The sequence below is a fragment of the Nocardia sp. NBC_01377 genome (genome assembly GCF_045040005.1).
GTDB lineage: Bacteria > Actinomycetota > Actinomycetes > Mycobacteriales > Mycobacteriaceae > Nocardia > Nocardia noduli.
The window spans coordinates 7,790,051-7,811,985 of record NZ_CP109566.1 but is presented as its reverse complement, the minus strand read 5'-3'; the positions used below and the strand labels follow the sequence as shown (position 1 = coordinate 7,811,985).

19 protein-coding genes and 1 pseudogene are annotated in these 21,935 nt (G+C 67.3%); 8 read left to right on the top strand and 12 right to left on the bottom strand.

From position 1 onward, the window contains the following. Positions 1 to 92 precede the first annotated feature (92 nt). Complete coding sequence (locus OG225_RS35940; protein ID WP_405179178.1) at positions 93 to 1,334, top strand: FAD-dependent monooxygenase; 1,242 nt, start codon at positions 93 to 95, stop codon at positions 1,332 to 1,334. Here the strand turns inward: OG225_RS35940 and OG225_RS35935 are convergent. Continuing rightward, positions 1,307 to 1,855, bottom strand: coding sequence for a MarR family winged helix-turn-helix transcriptional regulator (locus tag OG225_RS35935; protein ID WP_405179177.1), 549 nt, complete (start codon positions 1,853 to 1,855; stop codon positions 1,307 to 1,309). The two genes, OG225_RS35940 and OG225_RS35935, sit on opposite strands and share 28 nt — an antisense overlap. Before the next feature lie 60 nt (positions 1,856 to 1,915). Here OG225_RS35935 and OG225_RS35930 point away from each other — a divergent pair, with 60 nt between their 5' ends. Continuing rightward, the gene (locus OG225_RS35930; RefSeq protein WP_405179176.1) at positions 1,916 to 4,018 is read left to right on the top strand and encodes an MMPL family transporter; all 2,103 of its coding nucleotides are present in this window, start codon (positions 1,916 to 1,918) and stop codon (positions 4,016 to 4,018) included. Here the strand turns inward: OG225_RS35930 and OG225_RS35925 are convergent. The 4 genes from OG225_RS35925 to OG225_RS35910 all read right to left on the bottom strand — a co-directional run bounded on the left by OG225_RS35925 (position 4,004) and on the right by OG225_RS35910 (position 8,458). Then, positions 4,004 to 4,684: an arsenate reductase ArsC gene (locus OG225_RS35925; protein ID WP_405179175.1), complete on the bottom strand. Its 681-nt coding sequence runs from the start codon at positions 4,682 to 4,684 to the stop codon at positions 4,004 to 4,006. The two genes, OG225_RS35930 and OG225_RS35925, sit on opposite strands and share 15 nt — an antisense overlap. Before the next feature lie 789 nt (positions 4,685 to 5,473). Further along, positions 5,474 to 5,926, bottom strand: a complete 453-nt coding sequence (locus tag OG225_RS35920; protein ID WP_405179174.1) for a Fur family transcriptional regulator — start codon at positions 5,924 to 5,926, stop codon at positions 5,474 to 5,476. Positions 5,927 to 6,011: 85 nt separating this feature from the next. Beyond that, entirely contained in the window at positions 6,012 to 7,043 is a 1,032-nt protein-coding gene (locus OG225_RS35915; protein ID WP_405179173.1) for a tetratricopeptide repeat protein, read from the bottom strand. Beyond that, positions 7,040 to 8,458 (bottom strand): AAA family ATPase, encoded by a 1,419-nt coding sequence (locus tag OG225_RS35910; RefSeq protein WP_405179172.1) that lies wholly within the window; start codon positions 8,456 to 8,458, stop codon positions 7,040 to 7,042. The genes OG225_RS35915 and OG225_RS35910 overlap by 4 nt, the downstream gene beginning before the upstream one ends. A 453-nt stretch (positions 8,459 to 8,911) precedes the next feature. On the opposite strand from OG225_RS35910, the gene OG225_RS35905 reads away from it, so the two are divergent. Then, on the top strand, positions 8,912 to 10,264 hold the full coding sequence (locus OG225_RS35905) for a serine hydrolase domain-containing protein (protein ID WP_405179171.1): 1,353 nt from the start codon (positions 8,912 to 8,914) through the stop codon (positions 10,262 to 10,264). Positions 10,265 to 10,267: 3 nt separating this feature from the next. Here the strand turns inward: OG225_RS35905 and OG225_RS35900 are convergent, their stop codons facing one another. From OG225_RS35900 to OG225_RS35890, 3 genes are read right to left on the bottom strand one after another with little or no spacing between them, the layout of a single operon-like run. Continuing rightward, the gene (locus OG225_RS35900; RefSeq protein ID WP_405179170.1) at positions 10,268 to 11,185 is read right to left on the bottom strand and encodes an aminotransferase class IV; all 918 of its coding nucleotides are present in this window, start codon (positions 11,183 to 11,185) and stop codon (positions 10,268 to 10,270) included. Continuing rightward, positions 11,185 to 12,219, bottom strand: a complete 1,035-nt coding sequence (locus tag OG225_RS35895) for an aspartate-semialdehyde dehydrogenase (protein ID WP_216917535.1) — start codon at positions 12,217 to 12,219, stop codon at positions 11,185 to 11,187. Before OG225_RS35895 ends, OG225_RS35900 begins: the two co-directional genes overlap by 1 nt. A 55-nt stretch (positions 12,220 to 12,274) precedes the next feature. Further along, the gene (locus OG225_RS35890; RefSeq protein WP_109522741.1) at positions 12,275 to 13,540 is read right to left on the bottom strand and encodes an aspartate kinase; all 1,266 of its coding nucleotides are present in this window, start codon (positions 13,538 to 13,540) and stop codon (positions 12,275 to 12,277) included. Positions 13,541 to 13,758: 218 nt separating this feature from the next. On the opposite strand from OG225_RS35890, the pseudogene OG225_RS35885 reads away from it, so the two are divergent. Beyond that, positions 13,759 to 14,168 (top strand): annotated as a pseudogene (locus tag OG225_RS35885) (YjbQ family protein). 1 nt (position 14,169) lies between these two features. On the opposite strand, the gene OG225_RS35880 reads toward OG225_RS35885, so the two are convergent. Further along, positions 14,170 to 14,745, bottom strand: coding sequence for a dihydrofolate reductase family protein (locus OG225_RS35880; RefSeq protein ID WP_405179169.1), 576 nt, complete (start codon positions 14,743 to 14,745; stop codon positions 14,170 to 14,172). Between the two features lie 73 nt (positions 14,746 to 14,818). Here OG225_RS35880 and OG225_RS35875 point away from each other — a divergent pair, with 73 nt between their 5' ends. The 4 genes from OG225_RS35875 to OG225_RS35860 all read left to right on the top strand — a co-directional run bounded on the left by OG225_RS35875 (position 14,819) and on the right by OG225_RS35860 (position 17,562). Beyond that, complete coding sequence (locus OG225_RS35875) at positions 14,819 to 15,433, top strand: TetR/AcrR family transcriptional regulator (protein WP_405179168.1); 615 nt, start codon at positions 14,819 to 14,821, stop codon at positions 15,431 to 15,433. Between the two features lie 30 nt (positions 15,434 to 15,463). Then, entirely contained in the window at positions 15,464 to 15,655 is a 192-nt protein-coding gene (locus OG225_RS35870; protein WP_109522745.1) for a DUF1918 domain-containing protein, read from the top strand. Positions 15,656 to 15,821: 166 nt separating this feature from the next. Further along, complete coding sequence (locus OG225_RS35865; RefSeq protein ID WP_405179167.1) at positions 15,822 to 16,277, top strand: SRPBCC family protein; 456 nt, start codon at positions 15,822 to 15,824, stop codon at positions 16,275 to 16,277. A gap of 76 nt (positions 16,278 to 16,353) precedes the next feature. After that, a complete protein-coding gene (locus OG225_RS35860; RefSeq protein WP_405179166.1) occupies positions 16,354 to 17,562 on the top strand; it encodes a low temperature requirement protein A in 1,209 nt (402 codons plus the stop codon). Positions 17,563 to 17,568: 6 nt separating this feature from the next. On the opposite strand, the gene OG225_RS35855 is transcribed toward OG225_RS35860, so the two are convergent. The 3 genes from OG225_RS35855 to OG225_RS35845 all read right to left on the bottom strand — a co-directional run bounded on the left by OG225_RS35855 (position 17,569) and on the right by OG225_RS35845 (position 21,933). After that, positions 17,569 to 18,417 carry an ion transporter gene (locus OG225_RS35855; protein WP_405179165.1) on the bottom strand — a complete coding sequence of 283 codons (849 nt, stop codon included), beginning with the start codon at positions 18,415 to 18,417 and terminating at the stop codon, positions 17,569 to 17,571. A 129-nt stretch (positions 18,418 to 18,546) separates the two neighbouring features. Then, the gene (locus OG225_RS35850; RefSeq protein ID WP_405179164.1) at positions 18,547 to 20,169 is read right to left on the bottom strand and encodes a GMC oxidoreductase; all 1,623 of its coding nucleotides are present in this window, start codon (positions 20,167 to 20,169) and stop codon (positions 18,547 to 18,549) included. A gap of 108 nt (positions 20,170 to 20,277) precedes the next feature. After that, positions 20,278 to 21,933 carry an alpha/beta hydrolase gene (locus OG225_RS35845; protein WP_405179163.1) on the bottom strand — a complete coding sequence of 552 codons (1,656 nt, stop codon included), beginning with the start codon at positions 21,931 to 21,933 and terminating at the stop codon, positions 20,278 to 20,280. Positions 21,934 to 21,935: the final 2 nt, after the last annotated feature.

The window sequence follows — 21,935 nt, the reverse complement described above, 5'->3', positions numbered from 1 at the left end:
TCATACGCACGTATTGAACATTTGTACTAGACAAACGTGCAACCGCTCTGTTAGACATATGTCTAAGACATTCGAGCAAGATTGAGGCCATCATGAACTCCCTCGACAACGCCACCGCCGCACCGCGCGTACTCGTCTGCGGCGGCGGCATCGGCGGCAACGCCGTCGCCCTGCAATTGGTCCGCGCCGGAATCCGGCCGACCGTGGTGGAACGCGCGGCGGCCCCCCGCCCCGGCGGTCAGGCCGTCGACCTGCGCGGACCGAGTCGCGACGTCGCGAACCGGATGGGCCTGATGCCGGGCATCGATGCCAAGCGGCTCGATGAGCGCGGCATGCTGTACGTCGACGCGGCGGGCGAGGAATCGCTGCGCATGCCCGCCGCCATGTTCGACGGCAAAGGCGGCGTCGCCGAAATCGAGATCACCCGTGGCGACCTGAACCAGGTCCTGCTCGACGCTCTCACCGAAGCCGGGGGCGCGGACTACCGCTACGGCGACCGGGTCACCGAGATCCACCAGGACGCGAACGGCGTCGACGTCACCTTCGCCTCGGGAAACGCCGAGCGCTACGACATCGTCATCGGCGCCGACGGGTTGCATTCCGCCACTCGCGAGCTGGTTTTCGGCCCAGAGCGCGACTACAGCACCTACCTGGGCGGATACATGTCCTTCTTCACCATGCCGACCCCGGCGGGCGTGGAACCGCACTGGTTCTCCATGCATTCCCTGGTGGGCGCGACCGGTATCGGGATCAGGCCCGACGCCGATCCCGCGACATGCAAGGCACTCGTGGTCGTACGCGGTCCGGCCGATCCGGCGCTGCGCCGCGACGTCACCGCTCAGCAGCGGTTGATCCGGGAGCGGCTCGCAGGCGGCGGGTGGCATGCCGAGGCCATGCTCGCGGCCATGGACGACGCACCGGATTTCTATTTCGACGAACTGGCCAGGATCGAACTGCCGACCTGGTCGCATGGACGGGTCGTACTCCTCGGTGACGCCGGGTACTGCGGTTCACCGCTGACCGGGCAGGGCACCGCGATGGCGCTGGTCGGCGCCTACCTGCTCGCGGGCGAGATCTCCGCCGATCCCACCGATCCGCACGGGGCGCTGGCCGCCTACGAGGCCGCGTTGCGCCCGTTCGTGGCGGCCGCGATGGAATTGCCGCCGGGCGGGGTGAAGGCGATGACCCCGTCGACCCGTCTCGGCATCCGCGCGGGCATGGCCGTCTCCCGCCTGATGACGACCAGGATGATGAAACCGCTGATGATGCGCATGCTCGGCAAGACCGATAATTACGCGCTGCCCGATTACCCCCGGGCGGTCCGCTCCGCCTGATCGCGGCTCACCGCGCCGAGCGCGTCGAAATGCTGTCCGAGCCCCTCGATGATCGCCGAAAGCACCCGGTGCGTGGTCCGCAGATCGTCCACGCCGAAGTCCGCGATCGCGGCGCGGGTGCTCTGTCCGACCGGGACGAAGAAATCCTCGGCGGCGGCCCGACCCGGTTCGTCGTGGTACAGCAGCACCCGACGCCGATCGGATTCGTCCCCGGCTCGGCGCAGATGACCGGATTCGATCATCCGTTCCACCAGGTAGGTCACCGCCGCCGACGACATCCCCATGAGTGTGCCGAGTCGGCCCGGAGTGAGCGGGACACCCTCGTATTCGGCCGTCGCGATATGAAGCAGGGCGCGGAAGTCATTGGGGCGCAGACTGTTCGACCGCGCGAAGATATGACCGAGTTGATCGGAGACAGCGGTGAGCGCGCGCAAGTCGGCGCCGATCTCTCGTTCCAGCGCGGCGCGTTCGGAACCCGCGTCGGCGGAGTGCGCGGCGGCCGTCGCATCACTGTCGGTCACGAGGTCAGCGTACAACTCTCTCGATTGCTTGATAGTTAAGAATATGAGAGAGTCCGTTTCGTGGGTATCTGGGATCGCTACGCCGTCGCCGTCACCTCCCGTCGCTCCTGGGTGTTCCTCCTGCTACTCATCGGACTGTCCGCGGCGCTGATCGGCGGCATCGGCGACAACGACACCGCGGGCCAGGCGCCGAACTCGCTGCCGGATGCCTCGGAATCGGCACGGGCGAAGGAAGCCGCCGCGCAGTTCCCCGACTCCGGTGCCGCCTCGGCCATCGTCGTGGTCACCAGGACCGACGACGGCACGCTCACCGAATCCGACCGCGCCGCGACCGTCGAGGCACTGACCCGCGCGAACGTCGCCGGGGCGGCCGGTCGGGAGCAGACGGCGCCGGTGCCGTCGCAGGACGGCCGAGCACTGCTGGGCCAGGTCTCGATTCCCGCGCGACTCAACGGGTCGGCACTCACCGACCGGATCGACGCCGTGCGGCAGGCGGCGGGCGAAGGTCTGCCCGACGGACTGCGGCTCCAGATCACCGGCGGTCCCGCCTTCGGCGCCGATATCGCCGATTCGTTCTCGGGAGCGAACACCACCCTGCTCGCCGTCACCGCGATCGTGGTCGCGGTGCTGTTGATCCTGACCTACCGCTCACCGGTGCTGTGGCTCGCGCCGCTGCTGGTGATCGGCTGGGCGGACCGCCTGGCGACGACCGTGGGAACCGGCGTGGCCAGGGCCACCGGCCTGAGTTTCGACGGTTCCACCGCGGGCATCACCAGCGTGCTCGTCTTCGGCGCGGGCACCAACTACGCGCTGCTGCTGGTATCGCGCTACCGCGACGAACTACACACCGAACGCGATCACCGCACGGCGTTGCGCCGGGCGGTGCGGCGCGCGGGTCCGGCGATCCTGGCGAGCAATCTCACCGTCGTGGCCGCCCTGCTCGTGCTGGTGACGGCATCGGTGCCGAGTACGAGAAGTCTCGGCGCGCTGGCCGCGTCGGGACTGTTGGTCGCCTTGGTCTTCGTCCTGCTCGGCCTGCCCGCCGTGCTGGCCGTGTGCGGGCGAAACATCTTCTGGCCCTTCGTGCCGCGCCCCGATGGTCGCGACCCGGCCGAGCGCGGAATATGGCATGCGATCGCGCTGCGGGTCATCCGGCGGCCCGCGCTGGTCGCCGCGAGCGCGACGGCACTGCTCGCCGTCTGCGCCGCCGGACTGTTCACCGTCGACGTCGGACTCTCCCAGACCGAACAGTTCCGCGTCACCGCCGAATCGGTCGACGGATTCGACACCCTCGCGACACATTTTCCCTCCGGCTCCTCCGACCCGGCGTTGGTGATCGCGCGGACCTCGGCCGCGCCGCAGGTGCGGGAAACCCTCGCCGCGACGCCGGGCGTCGTCCGCGCCACCGACATCGCGACCGCGCCGACCGGGCTCACCCGATGGTCGGTCGTCATCGATGCTCCACCCGCCTCCGATCGGGCATTCGACATCGTCGAATCGATGCGTACCCGGCTCGCCGAGATCGACGGCGCGCACGCCGTCGTCGGCGGCAGCGACGCCGAGGAACTCGACGTCACGACGGCGGCCGCACGCGATCGCTTGCTGATCATCCCGCTCGTTCTCGCCGTCGTCTGCCTGGTGCTGCTGGCCCTGCTGCGCGCGGTGCCCGCCGCACTGCTGCTGGTCGCGGTCACGGTGCTGAGCGCGGTCGCCGCCCTCGGTCTCGGCAGTTGGCTGAGCGTGCACCTGTTCGGATTCCCCGCGATCGACACCGACGTGCCGCTTTTCGCGTTCCTGTTCCTGGTGGCACTCGGTGTCGACTACACGATTTTCCTGGTCACCCGCGCGAAGGAGGAGACACCGACACACGGCACGACCGGCGGCATCGTCCGCGCGGTCTCCTCGACCGGCGCGGTCATCACCAGCGCGGGAATCGTGCTCGCCGCGGTGTTCTGCGTACTCGGCGTGCTACCGCTGATCACCCTGACACAGTTGGGAATCGTGGTCGGACTCGGCATCCTGCTCGACACGTTCGTCGTGCGCACGGTCATCATTCCGGCGCTGTTCACCCTCATCGGGCCGCGCATATGGTGGCCGAGCCGCACGATCGATCCGGGCACGGACGAGGTGGCACTCGCCGACCGAACCTCATCGAGCGCCTGAGCCGCGCAGCACCGCGATACCGAGTTCGACCAGCAACTCCCCGACCCGCCGCTCGATATCGTCGCGGATCGGACGGACCTGCTCGACGTCGAGACCGGCCGGATCCTCGATGATCCACTCCAGGTAGCGCGGTCCGGGCAGCAGCGGGCAGATATCACCACAGCCCATGGTGATGACGACGTCGGCCGCCGCGATGATGTCCTCGGTCCACGGTTTCGGATATTCGTCGCCGATGTCGACGCCGATCTCCGCCATCGCCGCGACGACGGCCGGATTGAGCGCGGGGCTCGGTTCGGACCCGCCCGACCAGGCCACCGCCCGGCCCCGCGCCAGCTGGGTGAAGAAGCCCAGCGCGATCTGCGAGCGGCCCGCGTTGTGGGTACACAGGAAAAGCACCGTCGGATGGCGACGCGCGACCTTGCCCTCCAGCCGCGCTCGCGCCTGCAACTGCTGACGACAGAAACGTTCGGCCAGCGTCGGCAGGTAGAGCGTCACCCGGGAGCGAGCCGCGAATTCGTCGTAGGACGACATCAGATAGTGGTGCACCGTATCCCAGTCGAAAACCGTCACGAATTCGGCGCGTAAACGTTCCTGCGCGCGTTCGAGGGCGATCTCGTGATCGAGTGCCAGGAGTCGATAGGACGGGGTGACTGAATAGTCAGGCACCTGTTCAGCCTGTCAGGCCGTGGTTGAAGCGGCAAGCGAACGTCTCGTGAAACGCCGCCGAACGCGGTGAGGCCGAGCCGGTCACCCCTCGTGTGGACCGGCCCGGCCCGTACCTCGGATGGGATCGTCGGCGTGCACAGATTGGTTACCTGTCGCAGTGGTGATGCCTCGATCGCCGATCAGCTCTCGGAAGAGCCATATGCCATGCCTGCCCGACAACGTTCACGGTCGGCCCGGTCACCCCTCGTCGACCGGCCCGACCGGTGTTGTCTCCGGTCCGACTTGTCACCCCTCGTGTGGACAAGTCGAGCCTGGATCCCACCCCGGCAGTGGCTGTTATCCCCCCTTTCCCCGGTTACCGGCGGCAGTGGTCGACAGCGTGCGACCCCGCGTGGTTCGTCCCGTCTGCCATCTGTGCTCCCTTCGTCCTCTGCGGAATGTCTCCGGTGTGGTCCGGCTTCGAGACAAACAATGCCGTCGCGCGCTTGCTGGGGACTTAATAAGACCTTGGAGTAACGAAGTGGCCGGTGCGGAAATCAATTCGCTCCGCCCCGGCGACGTTCGCGGGATGATGTAGGCGGTGCGCCAAAAGGATTGGAGCGACGATGGAAACCGTGGTGGTCTGGGTGCTGGCCTGCCTGCTGTACTGGTGGGGCCTGCTCTGAATCGAAGGATCCGGCCGCGCGGCTGCTCTCGCCCTCGGCACGGCGGGCGCGCGGACCCTGTCCTGGTAGGCACCGACGACTTCGCCCCCGGTCATCGACCGGGGGCGAACTGGTTCTCGGGGAACTACTGGCGGGGCGAGGCCGCCGCGGACTGCTCGCGCGAGCGGCAGGCGGGGCACAGACCCCAGAAGACGACCTCGGCCTCATCGATCGCGAATCCGTGGTTGTCGTCGGGTTCCAGACACGGGGCGCCGCCCACCGCGCAATCCACGTCGACGACCGTGTCACAGGCCCGGCAGACCAGGTGGTGGTGGTTGTCCCCGATCCTGGTCTCGTAGAGCGCCGAGGAGCCCGCGGGCTCTATCCGGCGCAGGATGCCCGCGTTCACGCACGCCCTGAGCACGTCGTAGACGGCCTGGGTCGAGACGGTCCCGAGGGCTTCGCGCACGGTGGCCGCCACCCGTTCGGCGTCCGAATGCGGCCTGGTGGCGACAGCGTCCAACACCGCGAGCCGGGGGGCGGTCACCCGAAGGCCCGCCGCCCGCAACCACTCGCGTGGGCCGCCACTGTTCTGCATGAATTCGATGGTCACCCGCTATTTGGAGTTAGTCAAGAAAGCGAACCCGCATGTGAGGCGACCGACACGCCCCCGCCGCTGTCGTTCAGGTCGGCGGCGGAGGGGCGGGCGGGGTGAAACGCCACGACGGCGGAATCAACAGGGTGGGCGGCACCCGCGGATAGTTCGGCGGCAGTTGGATCGGCGAGGGGTAGAGGGTCTGTGGGAAACGGTGCAGGGTGGGCGACACGCGCGTGGGTTTCGGCCCGTCGGAATCCGAACCGTCACCTTCGGACAGGATCACCCCGGACACGATATTGCCGACCACCGCCAACGCCACGAGCACTAGGACCACCGGCCGCCGAAGCGACGATCTACGCGGCTCGGTGTGCGTGCGCGCCGCGTCCCGCGCCGCCGAATGTTCCGCCGCGGCAAGCTCGGCCATATCGTTCTCGATCATGGCGAGCCCGACCCGCACCGCGGGCGCCCTCGACGGATCCCATTCGGCGACCTGACGCAGCCTGCGCATCGCCGAGTCACGGCGACCGGCGGCGAGATCGACCGAGGCGAGTTCATACAGCGCGTCGGCGTTGTCCGGGTCGAGCCGCAGGGCCTCGTGCAACACGCGCTCGGCCTCGGCGAGCGCGACCGCACCGGTGAACTGGCGGAGCATATATCCGCGCAGGACATACAGATCCGCGCTCTCCGGATCCAATTCGATGGCGTGGGTGATGATTTCCAGCGCGGCGGCCAGGTCGACGTCCATCGTCACCATCGCCAGAATGCGTTGATTCTCCGAACTCTCGGGATCGAGCCGCACACATCGCAACGCCGCCGCCCGCGCCCGCGCGCTCCGTTCGCTCGCCTCGTCACCGGCGGCGGCGGTAGTGGCCAGCTGCGATTCGGCCAATGCCTTGATACGCCAGGCGAACTCGTAGGCGGGCGCGTTCCGGAGCGCGGCTTCGGCGCAGTCGAGGGCCCTGTCGTAGTCGCCGGTGGCATACCACGAATTCGCCAGGTGCGCGTGCGCCTCCGCGTGGTCGGGCTCGCCGGCCAGCACCGTGGACAGCAGCGCCCGCGCGGCTTCCGGCCGCTTCAGGCCGATCAGCACCCTGGCTTTTTCGACCTGCGGATTCACCGCAATTTCATTCGCTTCATATACATCGCCAGATCGTCGTAGCTGCCGTCGCCGTTGGCGAATTCCACGACATTGCGGGCGGATTCGAACCACGCGCCCGCACTCGGCTTGATCCCCGACAGCGCCGAATGCATATCCGCCATCGTGACCGGCCTGACCTCACCGCTCTTGATGGATTCCGCCATCGCCAACTGGGTGGCCGACGTGCAGACGTGCGCCAGATCGGCACCCGAGAAACCCTCGGTGAGCTGGACTATCGCACCGAGGTCGATACCGGCGACCGGCCGGTCGCGCAGGTGGTAGTGCAGGATCGATCGGCGCGCGGCGGGATCGGGGAGCGCGACCAGGATCATGCGATCGAACCGGCCCGGACGGCGCAACGCGACATCGACATCCCACGGATGGTTGGTCGCTCCGAGGACATACACGCCGTCGTTGACGTTACCGACCGAATCCATCTCGTTGAGCAGCTGATTCACCACGGTGCGCATGGTGGCCGAACCCGACATCTGACTGCGTTTGTGCCCGAGCGCGTCGATTTCGTCCAGGAACAGCACACACGGGGCGTTGCGCCGCGCCACCTCGAAGACATTGTGCAGATTGCGTTCGCTGGCCCCGATGTAGATATCCAGGATGTCGGCGATCTCGATCGGATAGAAATTCGCGCCGAGCTCACCGGCGATCGCGGAGGCGATGAAGGTCTTGCCGCAGCCGGGCGGACCGTAGAGCAGCAGGCCACCGCGCGCCGACGTGCCGAAGGCCTTGGCCAGCTCCGGATTCCGCAACGGTCCGAGCAGGGTCAGGTCGAGCTGACGTTTCACCTCGTCCATACCGCCGACCTCGGCCAGCGTCACCCGCGACTTCTCGAACAGCCCGGCGTCGCCGTCGGCGGCGTATTCGCCCGGACCCTGATCGACGAAGGCGGGCGCGACGATATCGGAAACCTGGTCCTCGGCGGCGGCCCAGTCGTATCCGTTCGCGGGAGCGGTGCTCGGATCGGGTTCGGGGGCTTCGGGATTCGGATCTGCCGGGTTCGACACGTGCAGGTTCGGATGCGCCGGGTTCGACATAGCCGGATCGGACGCGGGTGTAGTGACATCGGCCGGACCGGACGCGGTCGGCGAATCCGACGCTGCCGTGTCTCCCCCGGACGTCGACGCGGCAGGAGGCGAAGTCTGGGATGCCTCCGGCGCGACTCCCCCGGACGCACCCAGCGCGGTCGTGCACTGCTGGAGCAGTTGCAGAACTCTCGGGTTGCCGGGTTCCTGGGTCAGTGCCGCGCCGCACTGCCCGAGCGCCTCGGCGTGGCGACCGCGTTCGGCGAACAACTCGATGACCCGCACCCGCAGCGCGAGCACCTCGGGACTCCGTTGCAGCGCCGCGAGCATTTCGGTCAGCACCGGATCGTCGATCACAACAGCCCCCGTTTTTCGAATACGCGAAATCCACCTAGATCGTAGACGTTTGCGGCCGGTATGCCGTCCATGGCGCAGGTCACATCTGTTCGCCAGGAATACATTCGCCGGGGCACTCGTTGTAGCTGACTGTCGACGTTCGGACAGCCCCGGGCCTCACCCCATTGTCGCTACGAGCGACCACCCGCCGAGAGGCGCTTGTGGGACGTCGACGCAGGTCGTGACGTCGAAGTGACGTTCGACGATCGGACGCCGCCGGATCTTCGGATCCGGCGGCGTTTCGCGTATCGGCGGCATCGGTCGCCGTTCGCGCCGAATGCGCGGGCCGTGTCTCGGAACCGTCGATTCGGTGGTGACCGGACTCGACTCACACGCAGACCACCACTTCCGATCGGCGCGACGACCTCGGCCCATTGGCCGGTGCGCGACCGCTCGGAGCGATAGCCTTCCGACATGGGGCGTATCCGTGGTTCGCTCGCCGCGCTCACCGCGGCAGCGCTGGTCGTGGGGAGTGCCGTCACCGCCGTCGCGCAGGCCGACCCCGTCGGGGGCGAAATCTCCTGCGCGGTGCGGTCGGACAGGGAACCGGAGCGGGCCGCGCCCGAGGAGGTCGGATTCGACTCCGCACGGCTGGACGCGGCATTGCGATTCACCGGTACGCGAAATCGGCTCAACGTACAGGTCTTTCGGCACAACTGCCTGGTCGGCGAGGGCCCGAACAATACGGTGACCGATAACGTCGCGTGGAATATCTGGAGTTCCACCAAGAGTATGGTGTCGATCCTGGTCGGAATGGCGTGGGACCGTGGCCTGATCGATCTGGCAGCGCCGATCGACCGCTATCTGCCCGCGGGCCTCGGCGACGCGGCGCACCGTTCGATCACCGTGGAGAATCTGCTCACCGAAACCTCCGGGATGAGAGTCGGTGTGCTGACCGAAGGGCTGACCGGCGTCATCCCGATCGATCCCAACAGCGCGGTGCAGGCGCTCGGGGTGCCGCTCGACACTCCCCCCGGCACCGCGTTCAGCTACAGCCAGCGCAATGTCGACCTGCTGGCCTACGTCCTGGAATCGGCGATCGGCGAACCATTACAGCAGTTCACCCAGCGCGAATTGTTCGATCCGCTCGGTATCGCCCGCACCGATTACTACTGGGCGCGCGACCGCGCGGGCCACACCTACGGCTACGCGCACCTGATGATCCCGCCCGACGATTTCGCCAAACTCGGTCTGCTGCTGAGCAACGACGGCCGGTGGGGCGCGCGGCAGATCCTCTCGGAGGAATACCTCCGGAAAGCGCGCTCGCCCTCCGCGACGAACAGTTGCTACGGCTATCTGTTCTGGATCGGCCCCGGCTGCGCCGAGTTCGCGGCATTCCTGCCCCGCGATATTTTCTCGACGGCCGGATTGGGAATGCAGAACATCTTCGTGATCCCCAGCCTGGACCTCATGGTCATGTGGACCGGCGTCTTCGGCAATGTCAGCAGCCAGGGTATTTCCGGGGTCGTGCAGAACACCGCCGAATTGCCGCACGAATTCTTCCGCAGACTCTTCGACGCCATGGTCGACAATCCGGTTCCCGATCCCGGACCGTTCGTCGAACCGCCGCTGCGCCTGGATCCGGGACGACTTGTCGACTCGAATTTCCTGCTCGCCGTCTTCGGCGTCGGCCCGTTCTCCTATCCGGGCTGCGATGTGTTCGCGTGCCTGAACTCCCCGCTGGCCGCGCCGTTCACCGACGCACCGCCCGGTTGCGCGATACTGGCCTGCCTCGGCCCAGGCCCGCGCACACCGGGCATCCGCTGACAGCTATCGGAGCAGCCGGGTGACCCAGCCGTGCACGTCGTCGGTGCGCAGGGCCGCCGCGTGACGTTTGCGCACGGCCTGGGATATCGGGCCTGGCGCACCGCTGCCGATGACGCGACCGTCCACCTCCAGCACCGGCGCGGCCCCCGCCGACGTGCCGGTGACGAAAATCTCGTCGGCGATGTACAACTCGGTCAGATCGACACCGCGTTCGATGACGGGAATGCCGTCCTCCGCCGCGAGCGTGAGAACGGTGCGCCGATTGATGCCGTCGAGAATGTCGCAGGAGACGTCGGGGGTGATCAGCGTGCCGCCGCGCACCAGGAAGATATTGGCCGCGCTGAGCTCACACACGTGCCCGTTGCCGTCCAGGAAGACACAATCGTCGTAACCGCTGTCGATGGCGTCCTGTTTGGCGAGCACCGAATTCACGTACGCGCCGTTGACTTTCGCGCGCGACGGAATGGCATTGTCCGGAATCCGACGCCACGGACTGGATTTCAGCCGCATACCGTCCTGCGGCACGATCGGCACCGCGTCGTAGACGAACATGCTCACCTGGATCTCGCATCCGCGCACCCTGGTACCGGGAATCGATGCCACGACGTGCACCGTCGCGCGGACGAAGACATCATCGGTGGGAGCGTTGGCGGCGATCAATTCGATGACCGCCGACCGGAACCGCGCGAAATCCCATTCCACCGCGAACCGATCGATCCCGATGATCTTGCAGGATTCCTCCAGACGCCGGAAATGATCGTCGAGGCGGAACGCCGTGTACGCCGAACCCTCGGGATGCACGGGAAATACCGTGTACACGCTCAGGCCGTACAGCACCGCCGACGTGGCGATACCGACGTGCGCGTCCTCGGCGGGAACGAGCCGGTCGCCGAGATACACCTCGGAGTAAGGGTTCGCCATCAGCGTTCGGCGAGAAGTACTTCGGCGATCTGGATGGTGTTGAGCGCGGCGCCTTTTCGCAGGTTGTCACCCGAGACGAACAGGGCGATGCCGCGACCGTCTGGGGCGCCGGGGTCGTGGCGGATTCGGCCGACGAGGGATTCGTCGCCGCCTGCGGCCTGCAAGGGGGTCGGGACGTCGACGAGCCGGACTCCGGGGGCGGCGGCGAGGATCTGGGTGGCGCGTTCGACCGAGAGTGGTTCGTCGAATTCGGCGTTGATCGACAGCGAGTGTCCGGTGAAGACCGGGACGCGGACGCAGGTTCCGCTCACCAGCAGGTCGGGCAGGCCGAGGATCTTGCGGCTCTCGTTGCGCAGCTTCTGATCTTCGTCGGTCTCGAAACTGCCGTCGTCGACGATCGCCCCGGCCAGCGGGATGACGTCGAAGGCGATAGGCGCGACGTATTTGTTCGGCGCGGGGAAGGACACCGCGCCACCGTCGTGCACCAGTTTCTCGGCGTCGTCGATCACGGCGCGCACCTGGGTGGCGAGTTCTTCGACACCGGCCAAACCGCTGCCGGAGACCGCCTGGTAGCTCGACACGATCAGTCGGCGCAGCCCGGCCGCGTCGTGCAGCGGCTTGAGCACCGGCATGGCCGCCATGGTGGTGCAGTTCGGGTTGGCGATGATGCCCTTGACCAGATTGCGGGTCTGCTCGGGGTTGACCTCGCTGACGACCAGCGGGACATCGGGGTCCTTGCGCCAGGCCGAGGAATTGTCGATCACCGTGACGCCCGCCGCCGCGAAACGCGGCGCCTGCACCCGGGACATGGTGGCGCCCGCCGAGAACAGCGCGATGTCGAGACCCGACGGATCGGCGGTCTCGGTGTCCTCGACTACGATCTCGCCGCCGCGCCACGGCAGCGTCTTACCGGCCGAGCGCGAGGACGCGAAGAAACGCACCTCGTCGGCCGGGAAATTCCGTTCCTCGAGGAGTTTGCGCATCACGGCGCCGACCTGACCGGTCGCGCCGACGACGCCTACCCGAATGCCCATGACTGAAGTCCTTCCGACGCGATCGGTCGATGTGCGCGGCGCGGTGTCGCGCTGCTCAGCGGCCGGTTCCGGCGTGCACGACGGCGACCTCATCGCCGCCGAGATCGAACGCCTTGTGCAGCACCTTCACCGCTTCGTCCAGCTCGGTGTCCTTGACCAGCACCGAGATCCGGATCTCGGAGGTGGAGATGAGGTCGATATTGACCCCGGCCTCGGCCAGCGCCTCGCAGAAGGTGGCCGTGACGCCGGGATGACTCTTCATGCCCGCGCCGACCAACGACACTTTGCCGATGTGGTCGTCGTAGAGCACCTGGGAGAAACCGATCTCCTCCTGGCGCGCGGTGAGCATCTCGACGGCGCGCGCGCCGTCGGTCTTGGGCAGGGTGAAGGTGATGTCGGTCTTGCCGGTCTCCACCTTCGAGATGTTCTGTAGGACCATATCGATATTGACTTCGACGTCGGCGACGGCACGGAACACCTTGGCGGCGTAGCCCGGTTCGTCCGGCAGTCCGACCACGGTCACCTTGGCCTCGCTGCGGTCGTGCGCGACACCGGTGAGGATTGCTTGTTCCAAGGGGATGTCCTCCATCGATCCGTAAACGTAGGTGCCCGGCTTGTCGGTGTAGGACGAGCGCACATGGACGGGCACGTTGTAGCGGCGGGCGTACTCGACGCACCGCAGCATCAGGACCTTCGCGCCGCAGGCGGCCAGTTCCAGCATCTCCTCGTAGGAGACCTGGTCGAGCCGCTGCGCGTCCGGCACGATCCTCGGGTCCGCGGTGTAGACGCCGTCCACGTCGGTGTAGATCTCGCACACATCGGCTTCCAGCGCGGCGGCCAGCGCCACCGCGGTGGTGTCGGAACCACCTCGCCCGAGTGTGGTGACGTCCTTGCTGTCCTGGCTGACACCCTGGAAACCGGCGACGAGGACGACCAGGCCCTCGTCGAGGGCCGAGCGCAACCTGCTCGGGGTGACGTCGATGATCTTCGCGTTACCGTGCGCGCCGGTGGTGATGACACCCGCCTGCGAACCGGTGAACGAGCGGGCCTCCGCGCCGAGCGAGTGGATGGCCATGGCCACCAGCGCGTTGGAGATGCGCTCACCGGAGGTGAGCAACATGTCCATCTCGCGGGCGGGCGGCGACGGGGCGACCTGCTGCGCGAGATCCAGGAGTTCGTCGGTGGTGTCACCCATCGCGGAGCAGACGACCACCACATCGTGGCCCTGCTTCTTCGTTTCGACGATCCGTTCAGCGACGCGCCGGATACGCTCGGCGGTAGCCACCGAGGATCCTCCGTACTTCTGAACAACGAGAGCCACGACAGGGTCCTCCACGATCGACGATCAGCTGCTGACAGCTGTTCAGACTACCGGCAGAAGCCTCGCGAATCTGTGCCTACCTCTCGGGCCGCCCCCGTCGCGCCCGTCGCGACCGGGTCCTTTCCGACCCTCGATTTCGCAAAGACTCACTGGTGCTTCATGTTCTGAAAGTCCGCGGCGTGACACCGACGCGGACCGGAGTCGAGGAGAATGCTGTTATGAAGAGCACGGTGCTGAATGTGCGGACCGGAGTTTCGGAAGTCGTCTTCGACCTCACGCCGCAGTGCGCGGCGTTCGTCGACGGGGCGGGTGACGGACTGCTGAACATCTTCGTCCCGCACGCGACGGCGGGTATCGCGATCATCGAACTCGGCGCGGGCAGTGACGACGATCTGCTGGCCGCCCTCGGCGATCTGCTGCCCGCCGACGATCGCTGGCGGCACGCGCACGGTGCGCGCGGCCACGGCCGCTCGCACGTGATGCCCGCGCTGATCCCGCCCTACGCCACCGTGCCCGTGCTCACGGGCTGGCTGGCGCTGGCACCTGGCAGTCGATCGCGCTGGTCGACCTCAATGTCGACAACCCCGACCGCCAGGTGCGCCTGTCCTTCCTCACCGACGCGGGCTGACTCAGGATCTGGTGAACCAGGTCACCTGGGCGCCGTTGCCGAATTCCTCGCGCCGCGTCGGCGTGAACAGCGTGGGGTCGAAGGTCCCGGAGAAGGCCGATATCCCGCTGCCCGCCACCACGGGATAGCTCTTGATGATCAGCTCGTCGATTTCGGTGAGCAGTTGCCCGGCGAGCACACCGCCGCCGCAGAGCCAGATATCGAGGCCCTCCTCTTTCTTCAGTCCGCGCACGAGTCCGAGCGGGTCGGATTCGACCAGTTCGACGTTCGGATCATCGATCCGCCCGAGCGTGCCGGACACGACGTACTGCTTCATATGGCTGTACGGACCGGTCACTCCCGCCGACAGCGCGGGCTCGTAGGTGCCGCGGCCCATGAGGACCGTGTCGCAGCGCTTGTTCGGCTGGTCGACTGCCATGCCGACGTGGCCGCGCAGATGGGTGGGGACGAATTCGGGATATTCCGTGTTGGTCCACGCGCCTATCTCGGCGTCCAGGGGATAGAAATCGTATTCGCCGCCCGGACCGGCGATGTAGCCGTCGAGCGAGACACCCACGTAGTAGACGAGTTTTCGCATTCGGATACCATCCAACCTGTTGTACTCTATCTGAAGTGGCTTGAAGGTAGTACTACAGAAGGAGTGGTGTCAAGTGCGGACCAACCCGGGACGACGGCGGGCACTGATCGATGCGGCGATCGAGGTGCTGGCCGCCCAGGGCGCGCGCGGGCTCACCTTCCGCGCGGTGGACAAGGAGGCGGGCGTCCCCGCCGGGACCGCGTCCAACTACTTCGCCAACCGCGACGACCTGCTCACCCAGGCGGGCGCGCGGTTCTACGAGCGATTGCAGCCGAGTCCGGAAATCATGGCGAAGGTGACCGAAGGGCCGAGGACCCGGGCGAACATCACCGAACTCATGACCGAGGTGGTCGGACGGATCGAAGCGTTCAGCACCGGCTACCTCGCACTGCTGGAACTGCGCCTGGAGGCCACCAGGCGACCGGCGCTGCGCGAGGTGCTGACCGAACGGGTCCGCGCCGATCTGGAATTCAATGTGCGCAACCATCTCGACGCCGGGATGCCCGGTGACGAGCAGTCGGTGCGCCTGCTCTACCTGGCGCTGAACTGGCTGATCCTGGACCGTCTCACCCTGCCCGGACTGTTCACCGAGGAACAGAGCGCGAGCCTGATCGAGGACGCGGTGCACCGACTCGTCGGCCCCGATTCGAAAGACGAGCCACATCACAGCAGGTCGAACGGGTTGTGACCCGTGTCACTCACGGTCGATAATGGGGTGATGATGGCGAATGTCGGAGACCGGCTCCACGTGCACGGGCACGTGGTCGGACAACGTGACCACCAGGGCGAGATCATCGAGGTGCGCGGCAGGGGCGGATCACCGCCGTATGTGGTGCGGTTCGACGACGGACACGAGTCGCTGATGTACCCAGGCCCCGACGCGATCGTCGAACCGGCTACCGCCGACTGACGGCGTGTGCCCCGGGTGGTGACGCCGCTCTCCGCCCCCGGCGCACTTCCGGCGACATCACTACCCTCCGGTAGAGCCATATCCGAACCGAATAGCCAGGTTGACGGATGTGAAGACGGCTGTGCAGAATCGGCCGAGTTGATCCGCCGGGGGGTGGAGGTATGGCATGCGCACGAAAATCGACATTCACTTTGTCGTCGACATCACCCCGGCACAGGTTCTAGAGGCCCTGGCGGCCACCGAGATGTTCCCCGAGTGGTCCACCTACCACGACGCGCGCGTGGCGACCCGCGACGAGCGGGGCAGACCGCACCGGGTCTACGTCACCGCCGACGTGATGGGAAGTTCCGATCTCCAGGTCCTCGAATACGAGTGGACCGAATCGCGCTGCGCCTGGCAGGTGGTCGACAGTTCGCGCGGTATCGGCGGCGACGGCTGGTTCCAGGTCGCGCCCGGCCCTGCCGGAACCAAGGTCTGGTACCACGTCACCGTGCATTCGCGGATTCCGCTACCGGGACTGCTGATGAAGCGCACGGTCCAGCGCTGGCACGAGACCGTGGTCCAGAATTTCATCGAATTCGCCGAGGCGTACCCCGAGCCCAGGGACTACCGGATGATGTGACCGGAATCGTCCCGACGATTTCGCCGAGGGAAAACCTCGGTCGCCGACCCGGCCCCCGGATGCGACGATATGCGCCATGATCGGTAGCAAGAGGATTCGGTTCCAATCGCAAGCCGAGGACGGCTCGGTCACCCAGCTCGAGCTCTTCTTCGATCTCGTCATCGTCTTCGCGTTCACGATGGTCACCGATCTCGCCGCCGAGGAGACCACAGCCAAGAACATGCTGCGCGCCGTACTGGTGCTCGCGGTCATGTGGTGGGTGTGGATCGCGTATTCGTGGCTGGGCAATGTGGTCAAGGCGGACGAGGGTCTCACCCGGGTCGCGATGTTCGCGGCGATGGGCGGCGGCCTGATCGCGGCCATCACGATCCCCGAGGCCTTCCACGATCTGCCCGGCGGCTGGTTCGGTCCGCTGGTGTTCGCGATCGCCTATCTGGTGACCCGCATGATCCACGTCGGAGTCTTCTACTTCGCCAGCGCCGAGGACACCCAGCTGCGCGGTCAGGTCACCCGATGGGCGCTCGGCTCCATCACCATCGGCACCACCCTGCTCGTGATCGCCGCGATGACCGAAGGGCACGTGCAGATCGCGCTGTGGATCGCCGCGATCGCGGGCGACATGCTGTGGACGATTCTGGCCGGCGAGGACTGGCGGGTGAATTCCGCCGGTCATTTCGCCGAGCGCTACGGACTCATCATCATCGTCGCGTTGGGCGAATCCATCGTGTCCATCGGTATCGGTGTCGCCGGGCTGCCGATCTCCTGGCCGATCACCGTCGGATCGTTGCTCGGCCTCGCGGTCGCCGGACTGCTGTGGTGGGCCTATTTCGACGTCGCCGCGCTCGCGGTGGAACACGAACTGAAGCAGGCGACAGGTCAGCGCCAGATCAAGATCGCCCGCAACTGCTACACCTATTGGCATTTCCCGATGATCGTCGGCATCATCGGCCTCTCGCTCGGCCTCAAGAAGGTGCTGTACTACGTCGGCGACGCCTCGCACCACACCCTGAAGGACGCGCTGTACGGGATCCCGCTGTTCGCGCTCTACGGCGGTGTCGTGCTGTACCTGATCGCGCTGGTGGGCTTCAAACACTATGCGACAGGCCAGATCACGATGCCGCGCGTCGTCGCCGCCGTCGCCTTGCTCGCGCTGATACCGCTCGCGTGCGCGCTACCGGCGCTGGCCTCGCTCACCCTGCTTTGCGCCGTACTCGTGGTGCTGATCGTCTGGGAGACAAAGCGTTACGCGCGCCCGCGCGAGGAGATCAGGCACGGCGCGCACTGACCGGAATCACGGGTTGCTCGACTGCTGCATGAGCAGGTGCCGGACCCTGCGCTCGTGCGGGGTGTGGCCGTAGTAGGACGGCTCGACTCGCACGCCGTCGCGCACCGCCGTCCTGATCTGGTCGACGTTCTCGCGGATCATGTCCGAGACCAGTTCGTCGGTCCTCGGATCGGCCAGTACCTGGAAGACGATGCGGAAGGTGGTGTCGGCGACCAGTCGAATGATGTCGTCGTGGAAGGGGATGTAGCGGACCTTGCCCGCGGCCGGATCCTTCTTGATGAGTTCGACGATCATCTCGTCCATCTCCGACCGGTTCTCCTCCAACGCGGCGGCGATATTGCGGGTGTAGTGACCGGTGCGCAGCACATGCGCCACCTCATCGAGTACGGCCATCGTCATCGGCCGTTTGATCACGTCGACGATGGTTTTCACGAAATGGTTGACCACCGCCGCGGTCACCCGGTCACCGAGCGCGCGATCGGCCACCCGCCCGAGCCGCACCGCGATGACCACGATGCGCAGCAGCCGGAAACCGCGGAAGAACGGGCTGGTCACCGGGATCATGCCGAGCACTTCGTACCAGTAGACGAAGGGGAAGGTCCACGGCCAGCCCGCGCGACGCCAACGCCACAGGAATTCCGCGGCGAAGATCCCGCAGATGACCCAGTCGGTCACCACGATCGTGTGGTGGACGGTGTCGGACACCGTGAAGAAGCTGACCCAGACGACCAGCACGAGCGAGACGACAGCCAATGCCAGCATGACCAGATCGGTCCACAACCCGGGCCGCTTGTCCGGGGGCCGGGCCGGATCCGACGCCGCGTCGACATTCGACGGGGTGGTAGAAGCTGCCACTGGAGGATCCCTTCAACGCCGAACGGTCAGCCGAGAGTAGCCCGCTGCGGCGGCGCGTACCGGCGTACACGCACCATATCCACCGTCCACGCGGCGGATCCGGTCAGCGGCCCGCGGGGCGCGACGGACTCAGCGACCTTCCCGTATGACGGCCTCGATATTGCGTTCGGCGAGCGCGGTGATGGTGAGCGACGGATTGACCGTGCCGGTGCTGCCGGGGATCGCCGCGCCGTCCATGACGTAGAGACCGGGATGACCGTGCACCCGCCCGTATCCGTCGGTGGCCTTGCCGAGTACCGCCCCGCCCAGCGGATGGGCGGTGAACATCGCGTTGGCGTCGTAGCCGAGCGCGCTGTATTCGACGAGGGCGTCCGCGGCCTCGGCGACCCGGCGATCGACCGCGCGGGCCACCGCCGTGGTCTCCTCGCGACTGCGCACCGACCAGGACAGCCCGACCGAATCCGACGCCCGGTCGTATCCGAGTCGGGTGCGGGTGGAATCGAGCACCATGCCGAGTGAGGCGAGCGCGCCGGTCTCGAAGGGGATGCCGGGGATGTACCAGTTCTCCAGGGTCACCGGCGCGGTGCGCTCGTCGAAGATGCGGCTCGCGCTCGGCACGCCCTGACCGAATCCGCCGACGGCGCTCGCGCCTCGGGCCAGCACGACGTCACCGTTGGTACCCCAGCCCGCGCCGATGTGCTCGTTGAGATTCGGCAGCGTGCCGGTGGCCTGGGCGCGTACCAGCAGTTCGGAGGTGCCGATCGAACCCGCGCCGAGGAAGAGACGATCGCAGGTCAGCGTGCGGGTGCCGAGCCGGTCGCCGGTGGGCGACAGTTTGGTCACCGTCACCGTGAAATGTCCGCCGGACTCCTGGGCGATGCTGTCGACGCGGTGGCCGGGGAAGATCGCCGCCTTCCCGGTCTCCCTGGCGTATCGCAGGTAGTTCTGGTTCAGGTCGAATTTCGCGCCGTTGGAATTGCCGAGATTGCTACGGGCCACCGTGGCCGACGCGCGGGAGGCCCCGGCGAGTTCGGCGCGAAGCACATCCCAGGTGAAGATCGAATCGTTGGGCAACGGTTGATATCCCGCCTTGCGCACCTGCGCGTCCCACGCCCTGGAGTGCGTGAAGGGTTGGGCGGCATAGAGATCGGCGGGAATCGGGTCGAGTCGCAACATCTGCCTGACCCGGGGGTAGTAGATGCTGTCGAGTTCTCCGTAGTCGACGACGCCGCCGAAGACGTGATCGAAGAACCGGCGTTCCGGGGCGACCATCGCGCCGGTGAAGATCACCGAACCGCCGCCGACCGCCGCGGCCCGCCACACATCGATGCCCGGGTAGGAGGTGCAGTCGAGCACACCGCCGAAACCGGCGAACCGCATCGGCACTTTGGTGACGCCGGTGAAACTGGTGCGATGCCAGAAACCGCGGCCGTCGGGTAGGTCGTCACCGGTGAAGATCTCGCGCCACGGATCGTTGGGCCACTGCGAGCCGCGTTCGAGCACGGTCGTGGCGACACCGGACTGCGCCAGCCGCAGCGCGGTGACCGAGGCCCCGAATCCGGAGCCGATCACGATCGCCGGGGAATGCTCCGGCGGATCGGGCAGCGTCGCGAAGATCTCGGGAACCCACTCGCGGAACAGGTTGAACCAGAGCGGATCCGCCGCCGCCGGGCGAGCACCGAGCACGGAACCGCCCGCGACTCCGAACAGCGCCGCCGCACCGGCCGCCCGAAAGAAGGCGCGTCTATCCACCGGCCACCTCCCTCATCACGCATGGCCGAGGCGCAGATTACCGGTATTTCGGCGTACAAACCACACCGATTCCGGCCGAGGAACGCCGCGGTGGCGGTGACCATGCGGTCAGCGGGCGAACGGCGCCGAATCGGCGGAACAGGTGGCGCCGGGAGCCGGGAGTTGCAGGTCGATCAGATAGCGCTCGCGGAGGTGGCGGGTGCATTCGTCGGCCGGTTCGTGGCCGTAGCCGTCGGAGATGACGACCAGGCGCGCGTTCACCATCGCCTGCTGCGCGCGCTGCGCGAACAGCAGCGGCGTCGCGGGGTCGAAACGGTTGTTGATCAGCAGCGCCGGTTTGTCCGAACTCAGCGTCCACGGGCCCGCGTAGCGCTGCGGGTATCCGGTCGCGGGAGCGGGCCACGCCGCGCAGGGCTGACGCAGATACAGCCAGAAACCGCTGAAGGTCGGCGCGGTCGCGGCGAATCGGCTCGCCAGCTGCGGCCAGATCTCGGGTCGGCGGGGCAGGGTGTTGTCCGCGCAGGAGATGGCGGTGAAGGAGTCGAGATAGTCGAAATCGATGGCGCCAGCGGCCAGTATCGCGCGCACCGCGCCCGCGTCACCCGAGGCACCGTGCTCGAGTTCGGTGAGCAGTTCGCCCAACGCGGGCCAGCCCTTCTCCGGGTCGTCCAGCAACAACGCCTGGGCCTGGACGGCGTCGCTGTAGGTCACCCGCACCGCGGTGTCACCGGACCCGACCGAGACGGGTCCCTTCTCCAGCGCGTCGAGCAGCGCGTCGTAGCGCGGACGCAGATCCGCGCTCGACCAGCCCGACGCCGACCGCTCGGCGAAACCGGTCGCGGCCGATATCGGCGATTCGGCGAACGCGCACGCGCTCCGGTTCGCGGCGCACAATCGCAGGAATTCGTTCAGCACGTTCTCGGCGCCGGTCGCGGTGTCGAGGATCGCCGCGGTGGTGTCGCGCGTGTAGGTGTCCGGATCGATCATCGAACTCAGCTGCAACGCGCGCACGCGGTCGCCGAAGAGCGCGCCGTACACCTGGCCGAGATAACTCGCGTACGAGCTGCCCTGATAGGTCAACTGGGACTCGCCGACCGCGCGGCGCAGCAGATCCAGATCCCGCGCGGCGTCGACGGTGGTCAGATGCGGCAGCAGCGCGGCGCTGTGCGCGGCGCAACCCGCCGCGAGATCCCTGGCCGCCCGCTCGGTCGCGGCCTGCTGTTCGACGGTGACCGGCGGGATGGTCGCACCGGTCCAGAATCCGCGCTGGTCGTCGTCGTTGGTGAAACAGCGGACCGGTGCACTGCGACCGACGCCGCGCTGGTCGAAGGTGATGACGTCGAAACGACGGCTCACCTCGCCGGCGAACATCGTGCCCTTCGCCGCCCAGTCGAGGCCGGATCCGCCGGGACCGCCCGCCGCCGCGAACAGGGTGCCGACCTCACGGTCCGGGTCGGTGGCCCGCTGCCGGACGACGGCGAGGTCGATGGTCGCGCCGTCGGGCCTGGCGTAGTCGAGCGGCACCGTCGCGGTCGCGCAGTCGTAGCGGGTCAGATCCGGGTCCGCGCACGCGGCCCAGCCCAGGCGCGGGGTCGCGGCGGCGTCGGCCTGTGCGACAAGTTCGGCGACCGCGGACTCGTGCCCGGCGACCGGGCCGCATCCGCTCACCGCGGGCAGGACGGCGATCAGGGCCGCGACGAGCAACGTGGTCGAGCGACGCGCGGTCCGGCTACGCACGGTCGCCCCGGCGACGCGGGTCACCACGG